At 44.0% G+C, this 19,320-nt stretch carries 17 protein-coding genes; 11 read left to right on the top strand and 6 right to left on the bottom strand.

From position 1 onward, the window contains the following. Nucleotides 1-13: 13 nt before the first annotated feature. Nucleotides 14-1,804 (bottom strand): sigma-54-dependent Fis family transcriptional regulator, encoded by a 1,791-nt coding sequence (locus tag AB4249_RS00395; RefSeq protein ID WP_017067474.1) that lies wholly within the window; start codon nucleotides 1,802-1,804, stop codon nucleotides 14-16. A gap of 327 nt (nucleotides 1,805-2,131) precedes the next feature. Between AB4249_RS00395 and AB4249_RS00390 the strand changes: the two genes are divergently transcribed. After that, entirely contained in the window at nucleotides 2,132-3,652 is a 1,521-nt protein-coding gene (locus AB4249_RS00390) for an aldehyde dehydrogenase family protein (protein ID WP_137002175.1), read from the top strand. A gap of 127 nt (nucleotides 3,653-3,779) precedes the next feature. On the opposite strand, the gene AB4249_RS00385 is transcribed toward AB4249_RS00390, so the two are convergent. Beyond that, complete coding sequence (locus AB4249_RS00385) at nucleotides 3,780-4,517, bottom strand: NUDIX domain-containing protein (RefSeq protein ID WP_104216025.1); 738 nt, start codon at nucleotides 4,515-4,517, stop codon at nucleotides 3,780-3,782. 224 nt (nucleotides 4,518-4,741) lie between these two features. Further along, nucleotides 4,742-5,143 (bottom strand): hypothetical protein, encoded by a 402-nt coding sequence (locus AB4249_RS00380; protein ID WP_017061631.1) that lies wholly within the window; start codon nucleotides 5,141-5,143, stop codon nucleotides 4,742-4,744. Nucleotides 5,144-5,449: 306 nt separating this feature from the next. Here AB4249_RS00380 and AB4249_RS00375 point away from each other — a divergent pair, with 306 nt between their 5' ends. Continuing rightward, nucleotides 5,450-6,532, top strand: a complete 1,083-nt coding sequence (locus AB4249_RS00375) for a pyridoxal phosphate-dependent aminotransferase (protein ID WP_017061632.1) — start codon at nucleotides 5,450-5,452, stop codon at nucleotides 6,530-6,532. A gap of 77 nt (nucleotides 6,533-6,609) precedes the next feature. Here AB4249_RS00375 and fghA read toward each other — a convergent pair whose 3' ends face one another. Beyond that, nucleotides 6,610-7,449 (bottom strand): S-formylglutathione hydrolase, encoded by an 840-nt coding sequence (gene fghA / locus AB4249_RS00370; RefSeq protein ID WP_017061633.1) that lies wholly within the window; start codon nucleotides 7,447-7,449, stop codon nucleotides 6,610-6,612. Nucleotides 7,450-7,603: 154 nt separating this feature from the next. Then, a complete protein-coding gene (locus AB4249_RS00365) occupies nucleotides 7,604-8,752 on the bottom strand; it encodes an S-(hydroxymethyl)glutathione dehydrogenase/class III alcohol dehydrogenase (protein ID WP_017076927.1) in 1,149 nt (382 codons plus the stop codon). Nucleotides 8,753-9,260: 508 nt separating this feature from the next. Here AB4249_RS00365 and AB4249_RS00360 point away from each other — a divergent pair. From AB4249_RS00360 to AB4249_RS00330, 7 genes are all read left to right on the top strand, one after another. Continuing rightward, entirely contained in the window at nucleotides 9,261-11,429 is a 2,169-nt protein-coding gene (locus tag AB4249_RS00360) for a metallophosphoesterase (RefSeq protein ID WP_102332236.1), read from the top strand. Nucleotides 11,430-11,654: 225 nt separating this feature from the next. Then, a complete protein-coding gene (locus tag AB4249_RS00355; protein ID WP_065584843.1) occupies nucleotides 11,655-11,999 on the top strand; it encodes a multidrug efflux SMR transporter in 345 nt (114 codons plus the stop codon). A gap of 744 nt (nucleotides 12,000-12,743) precedes the next feature. Continuing rightward, on the top strand, nucleotides 12,744-12,998 hold the full coding sequence (locus AB4249_RS00350; RefSeq protein WP_017065030.1) for a hypothetical protein: 255 nt from the start codon (nucleotides 12,744-12,746) through the stop codon (nucleotides 12,996-12,998). Beyond that, a complete protein-coding gene (locus AB4249_RS00345; RefSeq protein WP_017065029.1) occupies nucleotides 12,991-13,959 on the top strand; it encodes a glycosyltransferase in 969 nt (322 codons plus the stop codon). The genes AB4249_RS00350 and AB4249_RS00345 overlap by 8 nt, the downstream gene beginning before the upstream one ends. A gap of 143 nt (nucleotides 13,960-14,102) precedes the next feature. Next, nucleotides 14,103-14,426 (top strand): hypothetical protein, encoded by a 324-nt coding sequence (locus tag AB4249_RS00340; protein WP_240799474.1) that lies wholly within the window; start codon nucleotides 14,103-14,105, stop codon nucleotides 14,424-14,426. 191 nt (nucleotides 14,427-14,617) lie between these two features. Further along, a complete protein-coding gene (locus AB4249_RS00335) occupies nucleotides 14,618-14,971 on the top strand; it encodes a DUF2513 domain-containing protein (protein WP_229648197.1) in 354 nt (117 codons plus the stop codon). A 34-nt stretch (nucleotides 14,972-15,005) separates the two neighbouring features. After that, nucleotides 15,006-15,542, top strand: coding sequence for a hypothetical protein (locus AB4249_RS00330; RefSeq protein ID WP_372102131.1), 537 nt, complete (start codon nucleotides 15,006-15,008; stop codon nucleotides 15,540-15,542). Between the two features lie 219 nt (nucleotides 15,543-15,761). Here AB4249_RS00330 and mpaA read toward each other — a convergent pair whose 3' ends face one another. Continuing rightward, a complete protein-coding gene (mpaA, locus tag AB4249_RS00325) occupies nucleotides 15,762-16,469 on the bottom strand; it encodes a murein tripeptide amidase MpaA (RefSeq protein WP_372102130.1) in 708 nt (235 codons plus the stop codon). Nucleotides 16,470-16,617: 148 nt separating this feature from the next. On the opposite strand from mpaA, the gene AB4249_RS00320 reads away from it, so the two are divergent. Continuing rightward, complete coding sequence (locus tag AB4249_RS00320) at nucleotides 16,618-18,243, top strand: ABC transporter substrate-binding protein (protein ID WP_372102129.1); 1,626 nt, start codon at nucleotides 16,618-16,620, stop codon at nucleotides 18,241-18,243. Nucleotides 18,244-18,413: 170 nt separating this feature from the next. Next, nucleotides 18,414-19,316 (top strand): LysR substrate-binding domain-containing protein, encoded by a 903-nt coding sequence (locus AB4249_RS00315; protein ID WP_102332231.1) that lies wholly within the window; start codon nucleotides 18,414-18,416, stop codon nucleotides 19,314-19,316. The last annotated feature ends 4 nt before the right edge of the window (nucleotides 19,317-19,320 follow it).

The following is a 19,320-nucleotide window of genomic DNA, read 5'->3' as shown; positions in this document are numbered from 1 at the left end:
TAGGTTCATCTTCCTATTGGAGGATTCCCAAGCTTTTCAATTTTCGATAAATGGTATTGCGGCTGATACCGAGTATTCTCGAAGTCTTACTTATGTTGCCTTGGTTGGCTTGATAGGTTTGCAGCAAGGTTTCTTCAACGGTACTTCTTAAATCGTTATTAGCTGTACCTTTGGTGGTATTAGGAGGCGTGAGTTGATGCTGATTATCGTGTGCTAATGACGTGAGATGTTGAGCAAGGTGGCTGGGCACATGCTCGAGTGTGAGTTGGGGTTCATCACTTGCTAATAGAGCAGCAACCTTAAGTAAGTTGTCTAATTCGCGGATATTACCCGGCCAAGAATAGGCGCACAGTAAGCTCATCAAGTGCGGGCAGATTGTCTGTTCGTCTTCGGCGTATTTACGATGAATGTGCTCGATTAAAGCGTGCTTGTCTTGTCGGTGTTGTAGGCTTGGCAAGGTGAAGGCTAAGCCATTGAGTCTGTAATACAGGTCTTGCCTAAACTCACCTGTTGCGACTAACTGCTCGAGGTTTTTGTGAGTTGCAGCGATGATCTGACAATCGACTTGATAGCTTTGATTAGAACCAACTGGCACCACGGATTTGTCTTGCAGAACATGCAGTAGTCGGCACTGAGCTTCTAAAGGCATGTCGGCGATCTCATCTAGAAATAGAATCCCTTTATCTGCTTGACGGATCTTACCTTGGAAGCCCTTGTGGCTTGCTCCCGTAAAGGCGCCCGGCGCGTAACCAAACAGTTCAGATTCGATAAGGTCTTTAGGCAGCGCGCCACAATTTACCGCTACCAAGGGCGAAGACTTACGCTGGCTTTGCTTGTGCAGCGCTTTAACAAACTCGCCTTTGCCAACTCCTGTTTCTCCTAAGATCAACAAACTGATCCCTTTATCGATTACCTTGTTGGCTTGCTGCCAAGCGTGTTCGATTTGTTGCTCGCCATGGTGCAAATCACACGATGCTGAAATGGAGCGCGTGCGTTTGGTGGTTGGTTGTTTGAGGTGTTGTTTCTCAAATACAAAAGGCGTGTCTAATGAGGTTCGGTTGAAGAGGGTATCGATACTCTCACCGACGATCGAGGTTTGATCCAATAGTTGAGAGGCGACCTGATTGTGTGCCACCACCTCCCCAGCTTCATTGGCTATTACAATCCCTTGCCAACCACTGTGTAATAACGATTTCTCACATGCGAGGTCGATGCGAGTGGTGCCTTGTGGGATGTGGCTCAGTAGCTGGTTTTCAACAAGCTGAACCATATTTTGAACCAGTAGCTGCACCGAACTGTCGTGCTGTTGCTGCTCACTGGTAATGTCCAATACGCCAACCATGTTCCCTTGGTGATCAAACACAGGGCTTGCTGAACAGCTGATAAATCGATGCTGGTGGATGAAGTGCTGCTCACCAATGATGGTCACGGGTTTAGCTTCAACAATCGCGGTGCCAATCGCGTTGGTGCCCTTAAGTTGTTCCTGCCAACACGCTCCTGAGCTGAGTGCAATTGATGTCAGCTTCTCCTTAAACCGCTCCTGTCCCCAACTCGCCAGAATCACCCCTTCAATATCGGTCAGAATCAAACGACTGTCGGTACGAGCAAACATCTGATTAAACAAAGGCAGCGCATTGCGTTCGACGATGTGGATCAAGTCAGCCGATTGATGACGTCGCTGCTTAAGAATCGATTGTGGTAGGCGAATGTCTTCAGGAAGTCGTCTCTGTTTTAGACCCGCTTCTGTGCTGCGGTGCCAAGAGGACGAAAGCCAATCTGAGGTGTTTGCTTGTTGAAGGTGCATGACTGTTCCATGTCGTAACAGTGAGGGTGTACCAATTTGGAACAGTTGAACACTGGAGTGGTTTCCATACGTCCGTTCAATGCCAACTCACTTTGGGTTGTAAACGTTTGGTAATCATAGTTTTACAATTTATTAACAACAAGTTTTGAAGTTCTGGCGTGTGATTTGCGTTGTTACTGTTGTGAAGAAAACACGAAGTATCAGTGTTTTAAACAGAAAGCATAAACATGGGCGTCTCGCCATGAGTTCTTTTCTCAAGGGGAGCCGCCACAAAAATAAGACAGCTCTAGCTCAATAACGAATATCAAATCGAAGAAGGATCTAACTATGATTTACGCACAGCCGGGTAGTGACAACGCAGTGGTGAACTTTAAAGCTCAATACGATAACTTTATCGGTGGCGAGTGGGTGAAGCCTGTCAGCGGCGAGTATTTTGATAACACTTCCCCAGTGAATGGTCAGGTGTATTGCCAAGTGGCACGTTCAACAGAGGCAGACATTAGCTTGGCACTCGATGCGGCGCATGCGGCTCGTGCTAGTTGGGCTGCGACCAGTGTGACAGAACGTTCCAATATCCTACTTAAAATTTCCGATCGCATTGAAGCGCACCTAGAAGAAATCGCGGTGGCGGAGACGTGGGAAAACGGCAAGCCTGTGCGTGAAACTCTAGCGGCAGACATCCCGTTAGTTGTTGACCACTTCCGTTACTTTGCAGGCTGTATTCGGGCGCAAGAAGGCAGCGCAGCCGAGCTAGATTCAAACACCGCGAGCTACCACTTCCCAGAACCCATCGGTGTGGTGGGGCAGATCATTCCTTGGAACTTCCCGATTTTAATGGCGGCTTGGAAATTGGCGCCAGCACTGGCTGCGGGTTGCTGTGTTGTGATGAAGCCAGCGGAGCAAACACCGACATCGATCTTAGTGATGATGGAGAAGATCGCTGATCTTCTACCTGCAGGCGTAGTCAACATCGTCAATGGTTTTGGTAACGAAGCGGGTCAAGCGTTAGCAACCAGCGATCGTTTAGCGAAATTGGCCTTTACCGGTTCGACAGAAGTCGGTCACCACATCTTGAAATGTGCGGCTGAAAGCTTGATTCCATCAACGGTTGAGCTTGGCGGTAAGTCTCCAAATATCTATTTCCCAGACATCTTTAACCATGAAGACGAATACCTTGATAAGTGTGTCGAAGGCATGTTGCTGGCGTTCTTCAACCAAGGTGAAGTGTGTACCTGTCCATCACGTGTGCTGATCCATGAATCGGTGTACGACAAGTTCATCGCCAAGGTGGTCGAGCGTGCTCAAACTATTAAACAAGGTAACCCGCTAGATACTGATACTCAGGTTGGCGCACAAGCTTCAAAAGAGCAGTTCGATAAGATTCTGAGCTACCTAGAAATCGGTCGCCAAGAAGGTGCGAAAGTGCTGACAGGTGGCGAAGTTGCGCAGCAATCTGATGATCTCGGTAATGGTTATTACATCCAGCCAACAATGTTGGAAGGGCACAACAAGATGCGAGTATTCCAAGAGGAGATCTTCGGCCCTGTTATCGCGGTGACGACGTTTAAAGACGAAGCTGAAGCGCTAGAGATTGCCAACGATACCGAATATGGCTTGGGTGCAGGTGTATGGACGCGTGATGCAAACCTAGCGTATCGCATGGGTCGCAACATTGAAGCTGGACGTATTTGGGTGAACTGCTACCACGCTTATCCAGCACATGCCGCGTTTGGTGGTTATAAGAAATCCGGCATCGGCCGTGAGACACATAAGATGATGCTCGATCACTACCAAAACACTAAGAACCTATTAATTAGCTACGATACTAATCCGTTAGGCTTTTTCTAAAATAGATAGGTTCTAGAACAGTCTAATTAGGAAGTCACTAGCAACGAGATGGCTTAAACAATATAAGTAAAATGAAAAGCAAAACGCCAAGTTCTTATGAGCTTGGCGTTTTTATGTTTGAATCGCTTTAGTTTTTCGAAAAGAAGATCTCTGGCTTATGGTTCGGGCCATAGTTGCCTTCTAGTTGGGTAAGTTCTAATCCTTGTTTGCCTATCAAAGAGCCGACCAATTGGCGGTTAAACGGGTAGCTGTCGGGGTTGTTAATATATTCTTCTACATCTATCCATTTAGCTTCTGCAATTTCATCAGTGTCTTGAATCGCAATTTCTTGAGTTTGAGCGATAAGGTGACAAATAAAGTAGAGGTTTGATTTACCGAATTGATACGGGTGTCTTGTCGCCATGCCAACCACAGAAACGAACGTTGCCTCGATACCGGTTTCTTCCAAGGTTTCACGAACCACCGATTCTTCAATGCCTTCACCCAACTCAATATGACCGCCCGGTAATTTGTAACCCGTCATGCCGTGCTCTTTGATCATCAGAACTTGATTGTGTTCGTTAGTGATTAACGCACCAGCACCCAAGGTGTGGGTCGGAATGAAAGGCACAAACTCTACAATCTCGGATTTGTGGATCAGCGTAATCTCGTCTTCTAAGCAGTTGTGAAACACAAAGCCAAGCTCAGTCGCCACCGGAATAAGGTGCGAGAGTGAAATAGGTAAGCTAATCCAAATAATGCCTTTGCTATTCTGCTTTGAAAATTCGGTGATCTCGCTGAGTTCGGCATTGAATGAGTCAACATCGTGAGGGGCTGTTGCTGGGTCAATGATGATGCCGTTAAATTTGTCGAGCGTAAATTCCACGGGTGATCCTTTATTATTTTGATTTATTGGGCGTCGAGCATGGTCTGAGCTTATCGTATCTAAAGAGCTTATAACACCTTGAGAGCAAGGGCAGCAGTGAATCAAAAGTAGGCAATGCAGTTTATGTCGAACGGGTCGGGATAAGTGGAGGGTGTTGCTAGAAACAAAAACTGCGCTTGGAAGCCAAAGCGCAGTTTTAAAATGAGGTTTATTGCAGTTCGATTTTAACGAATATAGTTCGCGTTAATACTCACGTACCAGTGTTGAAGCTTGCCATCAGATTTCTTGATCCACAAATCGTTGGTGTAGCTATCAATCTTGCCGTTAACCGTAAGGTTGAATGTGTTCTCGTCGAATTCGCCAAGCTTCACGAACTGGTCCGTGGTAATCAGGAATGGGTCCATGTCGTCTACACCAACCACATCTGAAATCACATAGTAGTGGTAAGTCAGCGGCTTGCTCGCATCATTCGGGTTGCTGCGATACGCAACAAGCTTGAATGGTTCCGTTAATGGAACGTCGAGCGTTTGCTTGTCCATGGTCGCTGGAATTGGAATAAACAGCCAAGCGGTAAACAGACCGCTCAATAAAACCATCAGGAAGAAAAGAGTCTTAATTGCTTTCATAGCAACCTTCAAAATATGGGGGATGTTAATGGGGCTATGGTAACTAGGGAGAGTAAAGATGCAAGCTCTGTTATTACCCTATCTTATCTCAGCTTAATCTAGCGCAAAGAAAGCGGTTCGGTTAACTCGAAATGTAAACACGAGTGCTTAACTCTTGATTATGGCTTAAGAGAATTCGTTATTTGAACCAATCTTGGTTTTTAACCAGTCTCTCGAAACAAGGCGAAGAACTGTCGCGAAATGACCTATATAGATAAAATTCAGTACGATAAGAATAGCGCATGAATATTTTTTTGGCGTTTTCTTATGCATTTAAATCCACGGTTAAGTGGCGAATACCATTCTTATGTCGATCACTCATTTCGTATCGATTGTTCACTTGGCTCCAATCCATTTGGCGCACCAGAAATTCCTGAACATGTGATCAAAGATATTATCTACGGTATTGATAAGTACTATTGCCACAGGGAGCTTTCGGAGCTGACTTATCTGACTCGCCAGTTTATTGGGATTGAAGATTGTCGTATTACGTACACCACGGGCTCTCTTGGGGCGCTAGAACTTATCTTCAATAAACTTATCGATCACAACAATCGCACCATGATAGGCATTGGCCCTCAGTTTGTTGAAGCAGTATCAGAGTTCACTTTGGTGGGCGGGAAGTACCAGTCCATCAACATGTTTGATTATCAAAACGAGTCGGATCTGTTCGGTGTGTTGGCATCAAAAATAAGCAGTCAAAATCCTGCCTTGGTGTATATCGATAATCCCAACAACCCAACGGGTCGAATCTACGACAGAGCTTATCTGGTCGAGATAGCGAGAGTATGTGAGCGTTCTGGCGCTATTTTGATTGTCGACGAGGCATATGGTGAATACCTGACCCCTGAGCAGTCTATGCTCGATCAGACCTTAGTCTTGGACAACTTAATAGTTTTACGAACCTTTTCTAAAGGTTTAGGGCTCGCTGGGATTCGACTCGGTTACTTAGCCAGCAGTGAAAACCTGACTTCTGCAATCGAAGCTGCGGTGAGTGTGTTTACGCCGACTTACCCCTCAATAAAAATCGCATCGGCGACCTTACCCAATGCAAAACACTTCTTAGAAATGAACCGCAGCAAAACTGAATACTTTAAGCAGCAAATGATCGGCTTGTTGTCTGAGAACAATATTGAGGTGGTTGGCACGTCAATATCGACGCCCATTATGTTGTTGAAAAAGAGAGGAACTCACCTTTCAAAGCTATTTGAGAGTATCGGTATTAAGACATGTTCGGGTGTCGATTTTGCTATTACGTGCGACGCGATGACTGAAGAGTATGTTCGATTACGAATTGTTGGCAATGATATAGATTTAGAAGCGTTAAAGCAGCGTATTAAGCAGTTATAAAAGCAACCGTTATAAAATCAGTAGGCATAAAAAAGCCCGCACCTTGCGTTTACAAAGTGCGGGCTAAATTCATCTGGCTACTTGTTTAAGTAAGCAGCGTGGAACTCAATGTGTTCATCAATAAAGCTAGAGATGAAGTAGTAGCTGTGGTCGTAACCAGGCTGCATACGTAGATCTAAATCGGCATTGGTTACCTTAGCGGCTTCGACTAATTGCTCTGGTTTAAGCTGTTCAATCAGGAAGTTATCGGCTTCACCTTGGTCGACCAACATTGGCAGTTTAGTGCCTTTGGTTTTTAGAAGCTCAGAGGCATCGTAGTGTTTCCACTCTTCAATATCCAAGCCTAGGTATTGGTTGAAGGCTTTTTGTCCCCAAGGGCATTGCATTGGGTTGGTGATTGGGCTGAATGCAGAGATAGAACGGTAGCTATCTTCGTTTTTAATGCCAATCGTTAGGGCACCATGTCCGCCCATGCTGTGACCAGAAATCGATTTTACGGATGTAACAGGGAAGAACGACTCAATTAATGCAGGGAGCTCTGTTACCACGTAATCGTACATGTGGTAATGGCTGTCCCATGGCGCTTGAGTAGCATTCACATAGAAGCCTGCACCTTGGCCGAGATCGTAATTTTCATCGTCGGCAACACCTTCGCCACGTGGGCTAGTGTCTGGTGCAACAATCGCGATGCCTTGCTCAGCCGCGGCTTTGAAAGCGCCGGCTTTTTGCATGAAGTTTTCATCGGTACAGGTTAAGCCTGACAACCAATACAAAACAGGAACTGGGTTTTCTTTGCTTGCGTTAGGTGGCAAGAAAATCGCAAAACGCATGTTGCAGTCAAGCGTTGCAGAAAAGTGGGTGTATTGTTTGTGCCAACCACCAGCAACCTTTGCTTGGCTAATGTTTTCGATTGTCATCTATTGTGCTCCGTTAGGTTGATGGTTTGGGAGTAAATTTGTCTATATTACATAAAGTTTCACCACCCACCGGGCAGGAGGTGGTGAAGACAGTTTGTTGCTATTCATTTGTAGCTGTGGCCTCGATGCTCGAAAGAATCGAGGCCAAGATGTGTTACTTATCCATGTGTAGAACAGTACGGATAGATTCACCTTTGTGCATTAGGTCGAATGCTTCGTTTACGTCTTGCAGACCCATTGTATGAGTGATGAACTCTTGAAGGCCAAACTCACCCGCCATGTAACGGTTTACGATTTCTGGAAGCTCAGAGCGGCCTTTAACACCACCGAAAGCAGAGCCACGCCATACACGACCAGTCACTAGTTGGAATGGACGAGTTGCGATCTCTTGGCCAGCACCTGCAACACCAATGATGACTGATTCGCCCCAACCTTTGTGACAGCACTCAAGCGCTTGACGCATCACGTTTACGTTACCGATACACTCGAAAGAGTACTCAACACCGCCGTCTGTCATCTCAACGATAACATCTTGGATTGGCTTGTCGAACTTAGTTGGGTTGATGCAGTCAGTCGCGCCAAGCTGTTTTGCTAGCTCGAATTTGCTCTCGTTGATATCTACACCGATGATGCGGTTAGCACCAGCCATGCGAGCACCAATGATTGCAGAAAGACCGATACCGCCTAGGCCGAATACAGCAACGTTGTCGCCTTTTTCAACTTTAGCTGTGTTAAGTACCGCGCCCATGCCTGTTGTTACACCACAACCTAGAAGACAAACTTCTTCAAGTGGTGCTTCTTTGCTTACTTTCGCTAGAGAGATTTCTGGAAGTACTGTGTACTCAGAGAAAGTCGAGCAGCCCATGTAATGGAAAATCGTTTCGCCATTGATAGAGAAGCGGCTTGTACCGTCTGGCATTAGGCCTTTACCTTGCGTTTCACGAACGGCTTGGCATAGGTTAGTTTTACCAGATTTACAGAACTTACATTCGCCACATTCAGCTGTGTAAAGTGGGATAACGTGGTCGCCAATCTCAACACTTGTAACGCCTTCGCCGATCATCTCAACGATACCGCCACCTTCGTGACCAAGAATTGAAGGGAAGATACCTTCTGGATCGTCACCTGATAATGTGAATGCGTCAGTGTGACAAACACCAGTAGCAACGATGCGAACTAGAACCTCACCAGCTTTAGGAAGTTGTACATCAACTTCTTCCATTTTTAGTGGCTCGCCAGCTGCCCATGCAACCATTGCTTTTGATTTGATATGCGTTTGACCAGGTTTAATTTCGATTGTCATTGGATGTTTCCTATATGTCAGTACAGCGGATAACTGTGCAATTAAATTCAACCCGTTAAGCGTAGTTGAGCTTAATTGTTTCCGCTCTCTCGTTTTGTTGGAGCTAGTATAGGTGTGAGTGCATGTTTTGATAATCCCCTTAAATAGAAAATGATTATTACTTATTTGTAATAATAAGTATGGAGAGATGATCTGTTTTCCCTGTGATTACTTTATTCGGATCGAGCCGGTTTTTGATGGAGGGCTACTTATTCAAATAGTCGGAATGCATAGTTGTCATTGATGTTTGAGGGGTTGTCTTATGGCGGCTTATATATTAATAACTGATTCGTACGATAGAGTCATCAATACTCATGATCATTACTAACTAATTGAATTTTAAGGATTGAAGCAATGTCGCATAAGCACTCTGTATGCGACGTTTTGTAAGATATCAGAAACAATAGTGTCATTTTTCTCACCTAATCTCCTCGCCAAATTTTGAGTTCTAACTTTTTGGGAAGAGAAAATGAAAAAGAGTACATTGACCGTACTGTCAGGCTTGATAGCAACAGCTTTGGTCGGTTGCAATTCAAGTTCGCCAAGTGATGACAGCGGCAATATGGATAGCGCAGTGCAAGTGGCGTTCATGCCTGATATCCATTTCCATGATGTTTACGGTGATTTTCAGGATGGCTCGTTCGCAGGGTTGCCGAATGCAATCAGTGGTAAGAATGCAACGATCAGAACGATGGAGTCTCAGATGAACTCTACCCGTCTATTCAACGAAAACTATTTCGCGATGATCGCAGCGCTTGATGATGTGGTTGAGCGCGGAGTGAAGTACGTAGCACTGCCGGGGGACTTCAGTGACGACGGTCAGCCAGTACATATGCGTGGATTAGTGAGCATTTTTGACCACTATCGTGACACGTACGGCCTTGAGTTTTTTGCAGCGCCTGGCAACCACGATCCAGTGAGGCCATTTACTATACCTGCGGGTAAGTCGGACTTTTTGGGAGAAGGGGGTAAGAACCAACGTATTTATAGTCGGGGTAAGGAAGAGTGTGTTGGCTATGAAGATGAGTGGACAACCATTCCCGGTGACGGCGATAACCTAGCAACCATCTGTACTGAAGAAGTGCGTGAGTGGGGCTATGAAGAGATCATGAGTATCCTTGGTACTCACGGCTTCTACCCTCAGCAAGATTATCTCTACTTTGAAACCCCTTATAGCAGTGCGCAAGCTCGTACCAACTACAGCTATGAATTAGCGAAAGAAGAAGCAGCTTTTGATAAGCGCATGTACGAGATCTGTTATGAAGGAACAGGTGGTAGTTATAAAGAGAATGGCTACTCAAGTTGTTCTGAAGTGCCGGATACCAGTTACTTAGTCGAGCCAGTCAAAGGCTTGTGGCTGTTGGCCATTGACGCGAATGTTTATCGCCCTAAAGAAAATTCGTCTGATAGCTCTGTAGACGGAAACACGTTTGATGGATCAAGCAGCGCTGGCTACAACATGATGCTGACTCACAAAGAACATGTGATCGATTGGATCTCTGATGTAGTAAAAGCAGCCAAAGAGCAGAATAAGACGCTTGTTTCCTTCTCGCACTTCCCAATGACAGATTTCTACAACGGTGCCTCTGAAGAGATTGAAGATCTGTTTGGTGAAGGAAGCCATCAACTGGCTCGTGAACCAGATGACAATACTAGTCGTACACTTGCTGCAACAGGATTGAATATCCACGTTGGCGGTCATATGCACTTTAACGATACTGGTAAGAAAAGCTTCAATATCGATGGTGTTCAGCACACGCTCTTTAATATCCAAGCGCCATCGTTAGCGGGTTACATCCCAGCTTACAAGCTGCTGAACATTCGCCCTGATAACCAAATCGAAGTTGAAACTGTGGTTATCGATCAAGTTGAACGTTACAACGAACTATTTAGTCACTACGAAGAAGAGCATGAGTACTTAACAGCAAACGCAAGTAATGAGGAAGAAGAAGCTAAGATATGGGATATCAATATTCTTGATTCAAAGAGTTACTATGAACTCACCGACTGGCATATCCGTGAATTAACGCGCTTGCGTTTCCTTCCTAGTGATTGGCCAATCGAAATGCGTGAAATGATCATGCACATGAACGGTGAAGAGATGATGATCATGTCTCAACTAGAAACGCAGTTCACGGTTTGTCAATTAGCTGACAAGTTGGGTTATCCAGTTGAAGGCTGCACTGCAAATGGTGTCGTTGATGAGGAACAGTTCCAGAAAGATTGGCAGGCAGCCAAAGTAGAAGCTGAGGTTTTGGCAACTACTGAGGGGTTAAGCTTAGCTGACTTTGCAGAGTGGAGTGGTGAGCTACTAGCAACCGATTTCTACCGACTACGTAATGCAGACGAACTGGCGTTCCGTGATATCGGTGAAACACAACTACGCCAATACGAACTGCTAAGCCGCGAGCTTGCCGAGTTTGATGGCACAGTGGATTCAGAGCTAGGTGATCTTGGCCAATATACAGTGGGAGAGGTATTCCGCTCTCGTTTCGGTAGCTTGTTCGTGATTCTTGAAAAATTCGCAACAGGCCAAGCAAGTGACCACTTCTTGATTGATATCGACCAGCAAACCCTGACCGATCTTAAAGGTGAAGTGAAGCGCGATATCCTAAGAGGCTCAACGTCTGCAAATTAAGCGCTTTTGCCGATTAGATGATTAGATGATTAGATGATTAGATTGATGAAGGGTCTGCTAGCCACGAATTAGTGGGCTCTCTTTTTGTCTAAGCGTAGGTTTAATCGAGAATTACACCTAAGAATTTTTAAGGTGCATCATAATAATTACTTGCTGAAAATCGCATGAATCGGAAATAAAACTACAATATTCTGAGCGCCGTATTTTATTGTTGTGGACTTAAACATGCTTTTATCTCTCTCGCCTCCTGTGATGCTGTCACTTGCCATTGTATTTGAAGTTGTCGCGACTTCTCTATTGCCTAAAACGCAGCAATTTACTTCTTTGCCCGCGACTGCCGCAGTGCTAGTCGGTTATGGCTTTGCTTTCTATCTGTTGTCTCTCACGGTTCAAACTATGTCTTTAGGTGTGGCATATGCGGTTTGGTGTGGGGCAGGGATAGTGCTAGTCGCAGCGCTGTCTTGGCTGGTCTACGGGCAAAAACTCGATATCTTTGCGATCATCGGTATCGCTTTGATTTTGGTGGGCGTCGTGATTATTAACTTGTTTTCGACGTCGGTGAGTCATTAGGGGCTAACTCGCTTTTGCCCCTAAATTGGTTTAGCCAAAAAGTCTGCATTCACAGTCGAGTGGTTTTTGGCCTAATAGAACTAATCTGACACCCAAACTCAAAAAGAACGTAAACTGGGTATCAGAGTGCAGTTCTTAGTTCAAAGCAACTCGATGACTTTTGCTCTACAAACCGATCTTAAAGCGTCACAAACCTACAAGGCGTTATGGAAGCATACCGCCTTGATCAAGTGTCTAAAATCTTCGCTAAGAGCGTTTGAGGTGGTCTGAGGGCTGTTTCTGATAGCAAACGCGCACATTTACCATAATAGGAATAATGAACACCTAGTTTATGCACTAACTTTGTTATTATCTATGCCTTAATTTTTTAGCGTTTTTAGGTCTGATATGAAAAAATGGCAAAATTCAGAGTGATATTTTTACTCTTAGCAACCTCGATGTTATCAGCTTGTGTGTATACATCCAATGTTGATTATGTGCGTATTTCGGTGATTGCGATCGCCTGTTTCGGTTTATTCCGATCACCAGATCCTACCTTTTTTCTCTCTTCTTATTTTTACTCTAAGTGATCGGATAATCGCGGAATCAGTGATCGGTTTAAACCGAAATGGGTGATCGGATAATCACGAAGTGATTTCGCACACATCGGTACGATGTATAAGTGCGCATTTCCTCATAATCAGAAATGTGTTTTCACAGCATTGTGATGGTAAAATACCCAAGTATCAACAACAGGATTTGACCATGACAACAAAACTAGAAAAGCTAAAGCGAAAACAAGAGCAACTGAAAGAGCAGATACAAAAAGAGGCACAACGAGTTAAAGCTCAAAACAGAAAGAATGACACAAGACGAAAGATTCTTTTAGGGACGATGGTATTAGATAGGATGTCAAAAAATGACGAGTACAAACAAAAGATCCTATTAATGTTGGATTCTTATTTAAAAAATGAACGTGATAGACTTCTATTTTCGTTAGAGGATAAAAAGCATGACTAGATGTATTCTTCACATACACTCCCAGCCATTACCACCAAATAAAAATAGTGGTGGTGCAAACCGATTGGTTGATTGGTTAGCAAAAGAACAATCCAATATGGGATTTAAAATATATGTATTGTCTCCAGAAGGTTACTCAACAAAACAATATACTCACATTACATTGACAGATGAAGCGAAATGTAATTTACAAAAACTTTCAACATTAATCCCAAAAGATATTACAGACATAGAATATCATGGAGGATTATCCACGGAAATAATATTTAAGTTACGAGATAGATATAAAAACTTTATATCTATCTGCCACGCAGGAGATGGAATTCAGTGTAATACTGTGTTTGTATCAAAAAGCCACGCATCTCAGTCTAAATATAATAAAAATAAAATTAATTTTAATTACATCTATAATGGAATCCCAGAATCAGAATTTGAATATAACGAACAAAAAAAAGGATATTTTCTTTTTTTAGCCAAAGTAAAAAGAAGTAAAAAAGGAATACAGACAGCAATAAAAGTAGCAAAGAAAACAAAATCAAATTTGATTGTGGCTGGCGGACACCGACTAGGCTCACCAGAAACATGGTTTAAATGGCATCCATTAATTACACCAGTTGGATTTGTGAATGGTGATTTTAAAAAAGACTTGTTAAGAAACGCAAAAGCATTACTTGTTCCAATATCTTGGGAAGAACCTTTTGGGCTAACAATTATTGAAGCAATGCTATCAGGAACACCTGTAATAGCATACAACAGGGGGGCAATGAGTGAATTGATAGTACATGGTGAAACAGGGTTTCTGTGTGAGAATGAAGACGAATTTATCAAAGCGATGTCACTTACCCATCAGCTAAATAAGAAAAAAATGAGAGAAAGAGCGATAAAATATTTCTCATCCTCAGCAATGGCAATAGGTCATCTCAAAATGCTCGATCAGGCATCAACAAAGCAGTGGGAATAAGTGCGTGAAATGCCCCTTATGTTAAATGCGCTACTTAGCTATTAAAAATCAATGCTAGAGGCTCTAAAATCGACGTAGAGCGCATTACACCACACAAACCACACCCAGATAGCTGCGTATTTCGGTGATCGGATAATCCCGAAATGACTGAGCGGAATGCTCCGAAATATGCAGATTATGGAACAAAGTTTACTGAAGAACAGGTTTCTCAAATAGAGAAAAAGGTGACAACTAAGAATGATCTAATCAGAATTTTTGGTGAACCGTCTATAAAAACAGTAATCAGCGAAACTGGTGAAAAGTGGGTGTATTCTTATACTGGAGGTAGTGCTTCATCCCAAGCTTTTACAATGAAAACAACATCCGATATCACAACGCACACGATTGATATCTTGTTAGAAAATGGTGTCGTTGTGAATTTTGCAGAAACCAAAAACAAACAAAACATGAATATGTCAGTAGAATAGTATTGAACATTGTACTGGTGTGCGAACCCAGATTTAGACACAAGAACGGCTCCCAATTGGGAGCCGTTCTTCGTTACGGAGTCACGCCGATTGAACATAATAGGAATAATGAACACCGACTTTATGTTGATGTGTCAATGCATTACAATATGCGCTTATTTGATTACTGGAGAGTTACTTTGAAGCGAGATATGGAATTAATTCGCAGATTATTACTCGCGATAGAAGAAAGTCCGAATGACTATAAACTCGATAAGTATGATGGTGGTGTGGTTCGATATCATGAGGCTCTACTTGTTGAGAAAGGGCTAGTCGAGGGTTCGATAAGTAAAGAGTTAGGAGGAATTGAACCACCATTCGTTCGTATTTATAAGCTAACTTGGGATGGTCACGAGTTCATCGACAACCTTCGTGACGAAAGTGTTTGGAATTCAATCAAAAGTGATTTCAAAGAAGCTAGTTTTTCTACTATCGCTAAAGTCAGTAAAGATTTAGCTGAGGGATTAGCAAAGAAAAAACTAGAATCGATATTGAGCTATATTTAATAATAATATCAATGATTTATAATAAAGGTGAGAGATGAGTAGTAAGATAGCTTTTTTCGCAATTGTATTTTCTTTGATTTCTGGATGTGCAGGTTTCAATGACAAAATGACACCTTCTGTGTCTATCCATCAGGATCAATTTGATGGTTCACTTCGTATTGAGCAGCCCCCTGTTAGCGCCTCCTCTAGCTTATCTGAAGGATGGCACACTTTAGGTTTTCAATGGAATCAAAAATTTCCCAATGTGGTCTTTCTTGAAGTCGGTGTGAGTGGCATTACAAATGTCATGGGAGTTGCATTTAATGTTGATGGTCAAATCATCGAAAATGTAAAAGAGGCCAGCAAATTAACTAAGTATGGTGATTGGTCAACTCGTAGACTTGTAATGCCACTCTCCGATTTTGTGAAGGTCTCTCAAGGCAAAGATGTAAAAATGAAAGTCATCCAAATAGATACTTATTCGGTATCTTCGTTTGGTTCAGCTAACTCGGGCGCAGTAGTTAACACAAAATTTGCTCCATTCGTTCAAAAATTGAAAGAGGAAAATATACAAATAAAAACAGATGTTTAACGAAGGTTTTGCGTGTAGCACCTTGTACTAATATGGGACATCTTTCTGATGGTGATTTACCATAACGGCACTTAGTGCGCACCTAACCCAATACTTTTGCTAGCGCGATGCTACTCACCGCACTAGCACTTCACAAGTAAATTTGCCATACCTGTAGTTATTGATGGTTTTCTAATTTAGAAAAAACACTGGCAAGCTTTTGTCCAAAAATGAGTTGCGCTAACTTCCCTCACACCCCAACACAGCCACAAACGCATCCAAATATTGCTCGATAGTTAAATCCGCAGAAACGGGCGGCAGTTCTACGGTAATACACGGTAAGTTTCTTTCTTGGCACCATGTACCGAATGAGCCTGGGGTTTCGTAATCCACGTCTTCCACGAGTGGTAGGTTGAACTGCTTGCCTAGCCAAGTGGCGAGTTCCGATTGGGTTGGGTCGTCGACCATAGCGAGTGGTTCGTGGAAAGAGATGACGAACTTGGGTTGGCGTTGCTCAATGAGGTTAATGAGCGACTGCACTTCCGGTTCAAGCAGATCGGCTTGTCCCGTTTTTACTTTTACATCTCTGACTGGTGTGTGAGAACTCCAGCGATAGACGGTCCCGTTTTCTGTCCAGTTCTGAGTCGGAAAGGCGCGGTTTAGATCGACTTGGTTAGCGTTGGCACGAGTACCCAATTGATTGCCGTCCGGGTTCATCGACAGGATTACATCGTGTCGTAAGTTGGCGGCAGGCAAACATCTTAGCGCGCAAGATAAACCTGCGATAGAAGCCGTTTCATCACCGTGTGTGCCTGCTAAAATCAGCCCGCGAGACTCGCTTTCTACTTGCGCGGGGAAATAGAGCAAGGGTGCGCCCAATACCGAATTTCCATATGACAGCGGCTTTATTGAAAATGCAGCTCTTTCCGTTCTTGGAATTAAACTCACCTTAATCTCCTGATTGATCAAGTACTATCAAATAGTCACTACTATTTAGATGACCTCTATTAAATAAACCATAGCGTCAAAACTCGTCAACAGTCGCATTGTTAATTTTATTACTTGCTTCAAAGATAGGCTAGGAGAGCAAAAACATATGGATTTTAAGAAACATTCAACGGCTTTACTCATTTCATCTCTATTGACCCCTTTTATCTCAGTAACTGCCGTTGCTGACACATTGCCTGCGGGAACTTCTCTGGCGAAAGAACAACATTTAGTTCGTGCTAACGATGCAGAAGCGGCGACGCTTGACCCTGCGAAAGGAGAAGGCCTGCCAGAAATGCACATTCTACGTGACCTATTTGAAGGTTTAGTGATTCAAGATCGCGATGGCAATATCACCCCAGGTGTTGCACAGTCTTGGGAAACCGAAGACAACCAGACGTTTGTATTCCACCTACGTAAAGACGCGAAATGGTCGAATGGCGATCCAGTGACGGCCGATGATTTCGTGTATGCGATAAGACGCGCGGTCGATCCTAAAACGGCATCGCCGAATGTTTGGTATCTCAAGCTTACTCAAATCAACAACATTGCTGACGTAGCCGAAGGCAAAAAGCCCGTTGAAGAGTTAGGTATCTCTGCAGTCGATAAACACACGGTGAAATTCGAACTCGATAGTAAAGTGCCTTACTTTGTGGCGATGACAGGCCACACATCCATGATGCCAGTGCACAAAGCAACCCTAGAAAGTAGTGACAAGCCGTGGAGCGATCCTAAGCAATTTGTTGGTAATGGTGCATTCGTACTAGATGAGTGGGTGGTGAACGAGCGCATTGAGCTTAAGAAGAACCCGACGTACTGGGACAGTTCAGATACCCACTTAACCGAAGTAACTTATATTCCGTTTGAGAATCAGAATGCCTCGATTAACCGTTATGCGGTGGGCGAGGTCGATATTACTTCGGACGTGCCTACACACATGGCGCAGCAGCTTAAAAGCAAATATCAAGATGCGTTTACCACAGTGCCTCTGTTGTGTACTTACTACTACGCATTCAATACTACGCGACCACCTTTTGATGATGCGCGAGTACGTAAAGCTGTCTCTTATTCTATGATGCGTGACGTTATCACCAATGGTGTGACTCAGGTGGGCAACTTACCGGCTTATACCTTTGCTCATGAGTACACGGCTGGTTTTGATGCGACACAACCTGAATACAGTACTTGGACTCAGAAGGAGCGTGATCAAAAAGCAAAAGAGCTACTGAAAGAAGCGGGCTACGATGCGTCTAATCCGTTGGACTTCAAACTGCTTTACAACACCAGTGAATCGAACAAGTCCATAGCAGTGGCGATTGCATCAATGCTGAAAGGCAACTTAGGTGCACAAGTTGAGCTTGAAAACCAAGAGTGGAAGTCTTACTTGGTGTCACGTCGCCAAGGTGATTTCGATGTAATGCGCGCCTCTTGGTGTGGTGACTATAACGAAGCATCAACCTTCTTGAGCCTATTGCGCTCTGGTTCTTCGGGTAACTTTGCTCGTTACAATAACGACAAGTACGACGCAGCAATGGACAGCGCCTTAGCTGCAACCAGTGAACAAGATCGCCAAGGTTTCTATGATCAAGCAGAACAGTTGTTGGCAGAAGATATGCCGATCGCACCAATTTACTACTACATGCAGGCTCGTCTAGTACGACCAAGTGTTGGTGGTTTTGCGAAGAACAATGTAGAAGGGCGTATCTATTCTAAGGATCTCTACATCAAAGAGTAATTGCGTTTGATTCACGCGGCGACACACCGCTAAGAACATGAAATAAAGAAAAGGGACGTTGATCATAAATATCTGATCAACGTCCCTTCGTCATTAATCTGTAACGGTAAGCGCAAAAAACTGAAACCTGATTGAAGTATTTTTCACTTTTATTTCAATCAGGTGAAGCCATGTTACCCCCTCTACGTGCCCTTGTTGCGTTCGAAGCTGTTGCCCGCCTCGGTTCTATTGGCGCTGCTGCGCGCGAGCTTTGTGTTACCCAAGCTGCGGTGAGTCAGCAGCTTAAAAGTTTAGAAACCTTTCTCGATACCACATTGTTTGAGCGAAGCTCCAAAGGCGTAAAGCTGACGTCAGCTGCCCAGCACTATCAACCGATTGTTGCGGGTTCATTAGCACACCTGAAATTACAGACTCAAATCCTCTTCGGGGAAAAAGAAACCGACGTGTTGAGCCTGCGCGTTAATCACACCTTTTGCCATAACTGGCTGCTGCCTCGCTTGCCATCTTTTTATCAAAAATACCCTTTTATCAGGCTCGATATTCAGCTGGTGGACTGGCCATCAACCAACCCTTGTCAGAATGTCGATATTGAACTGACCAATGGCAAGGTCGAAAGCGAAGACACTCATAGTGAGCGACTCTTTCAAGAGCATTGGCAGTTGGTGTGTAGCCCAGACTTTAAAAACCAATATCAAGACTCCTTGGTTGAGCATGATTTTTCTGCTCTGCCGACCGTGCAAGTAAAAGGCTACCGAGAGAACTGGCTGCAATGGTTGAGTCACAACCAATTCGAGATGACCCTACCGAAGGTGTTATTGGAGGTGAGTAATTCTTTGCACGCCTTAGAAGCGGTCAAACATGGCATTGGCGTGTTGTTGGTGCGTTCGCTTGCGGTGTCTGAGCTGTTAGAGAAAAACGATCTGGTTCTGGCGACAGAGTCCTCAATGCCTGCTGAATCTGCCCACTATTTGATTACTAAACACCGACGCAGTGCCAAGGTGAATTTCTTTTGTGATTGGCTTTATCACCAGATGGAAGACGGTGAACTGGAAGAAAGATTTTCTAATGGGTAGCCAT

The sequence above is a fragment of the Vibrio sp. 10N.261.55.F4 genome, from assembly GCF_041470465.1.
GTDB classification, from domain to species: Bacteria; Pseudomonadota; Gammaproteobacteria; order Enterobacterales; family Vibrionaceae; genus Vibrio; species Vibrio crassostreae_C.
Note: the sequence above shows the minus strand (reverse complement) of the source record. Positions and strands in the feature narration are given on the sequence as shown.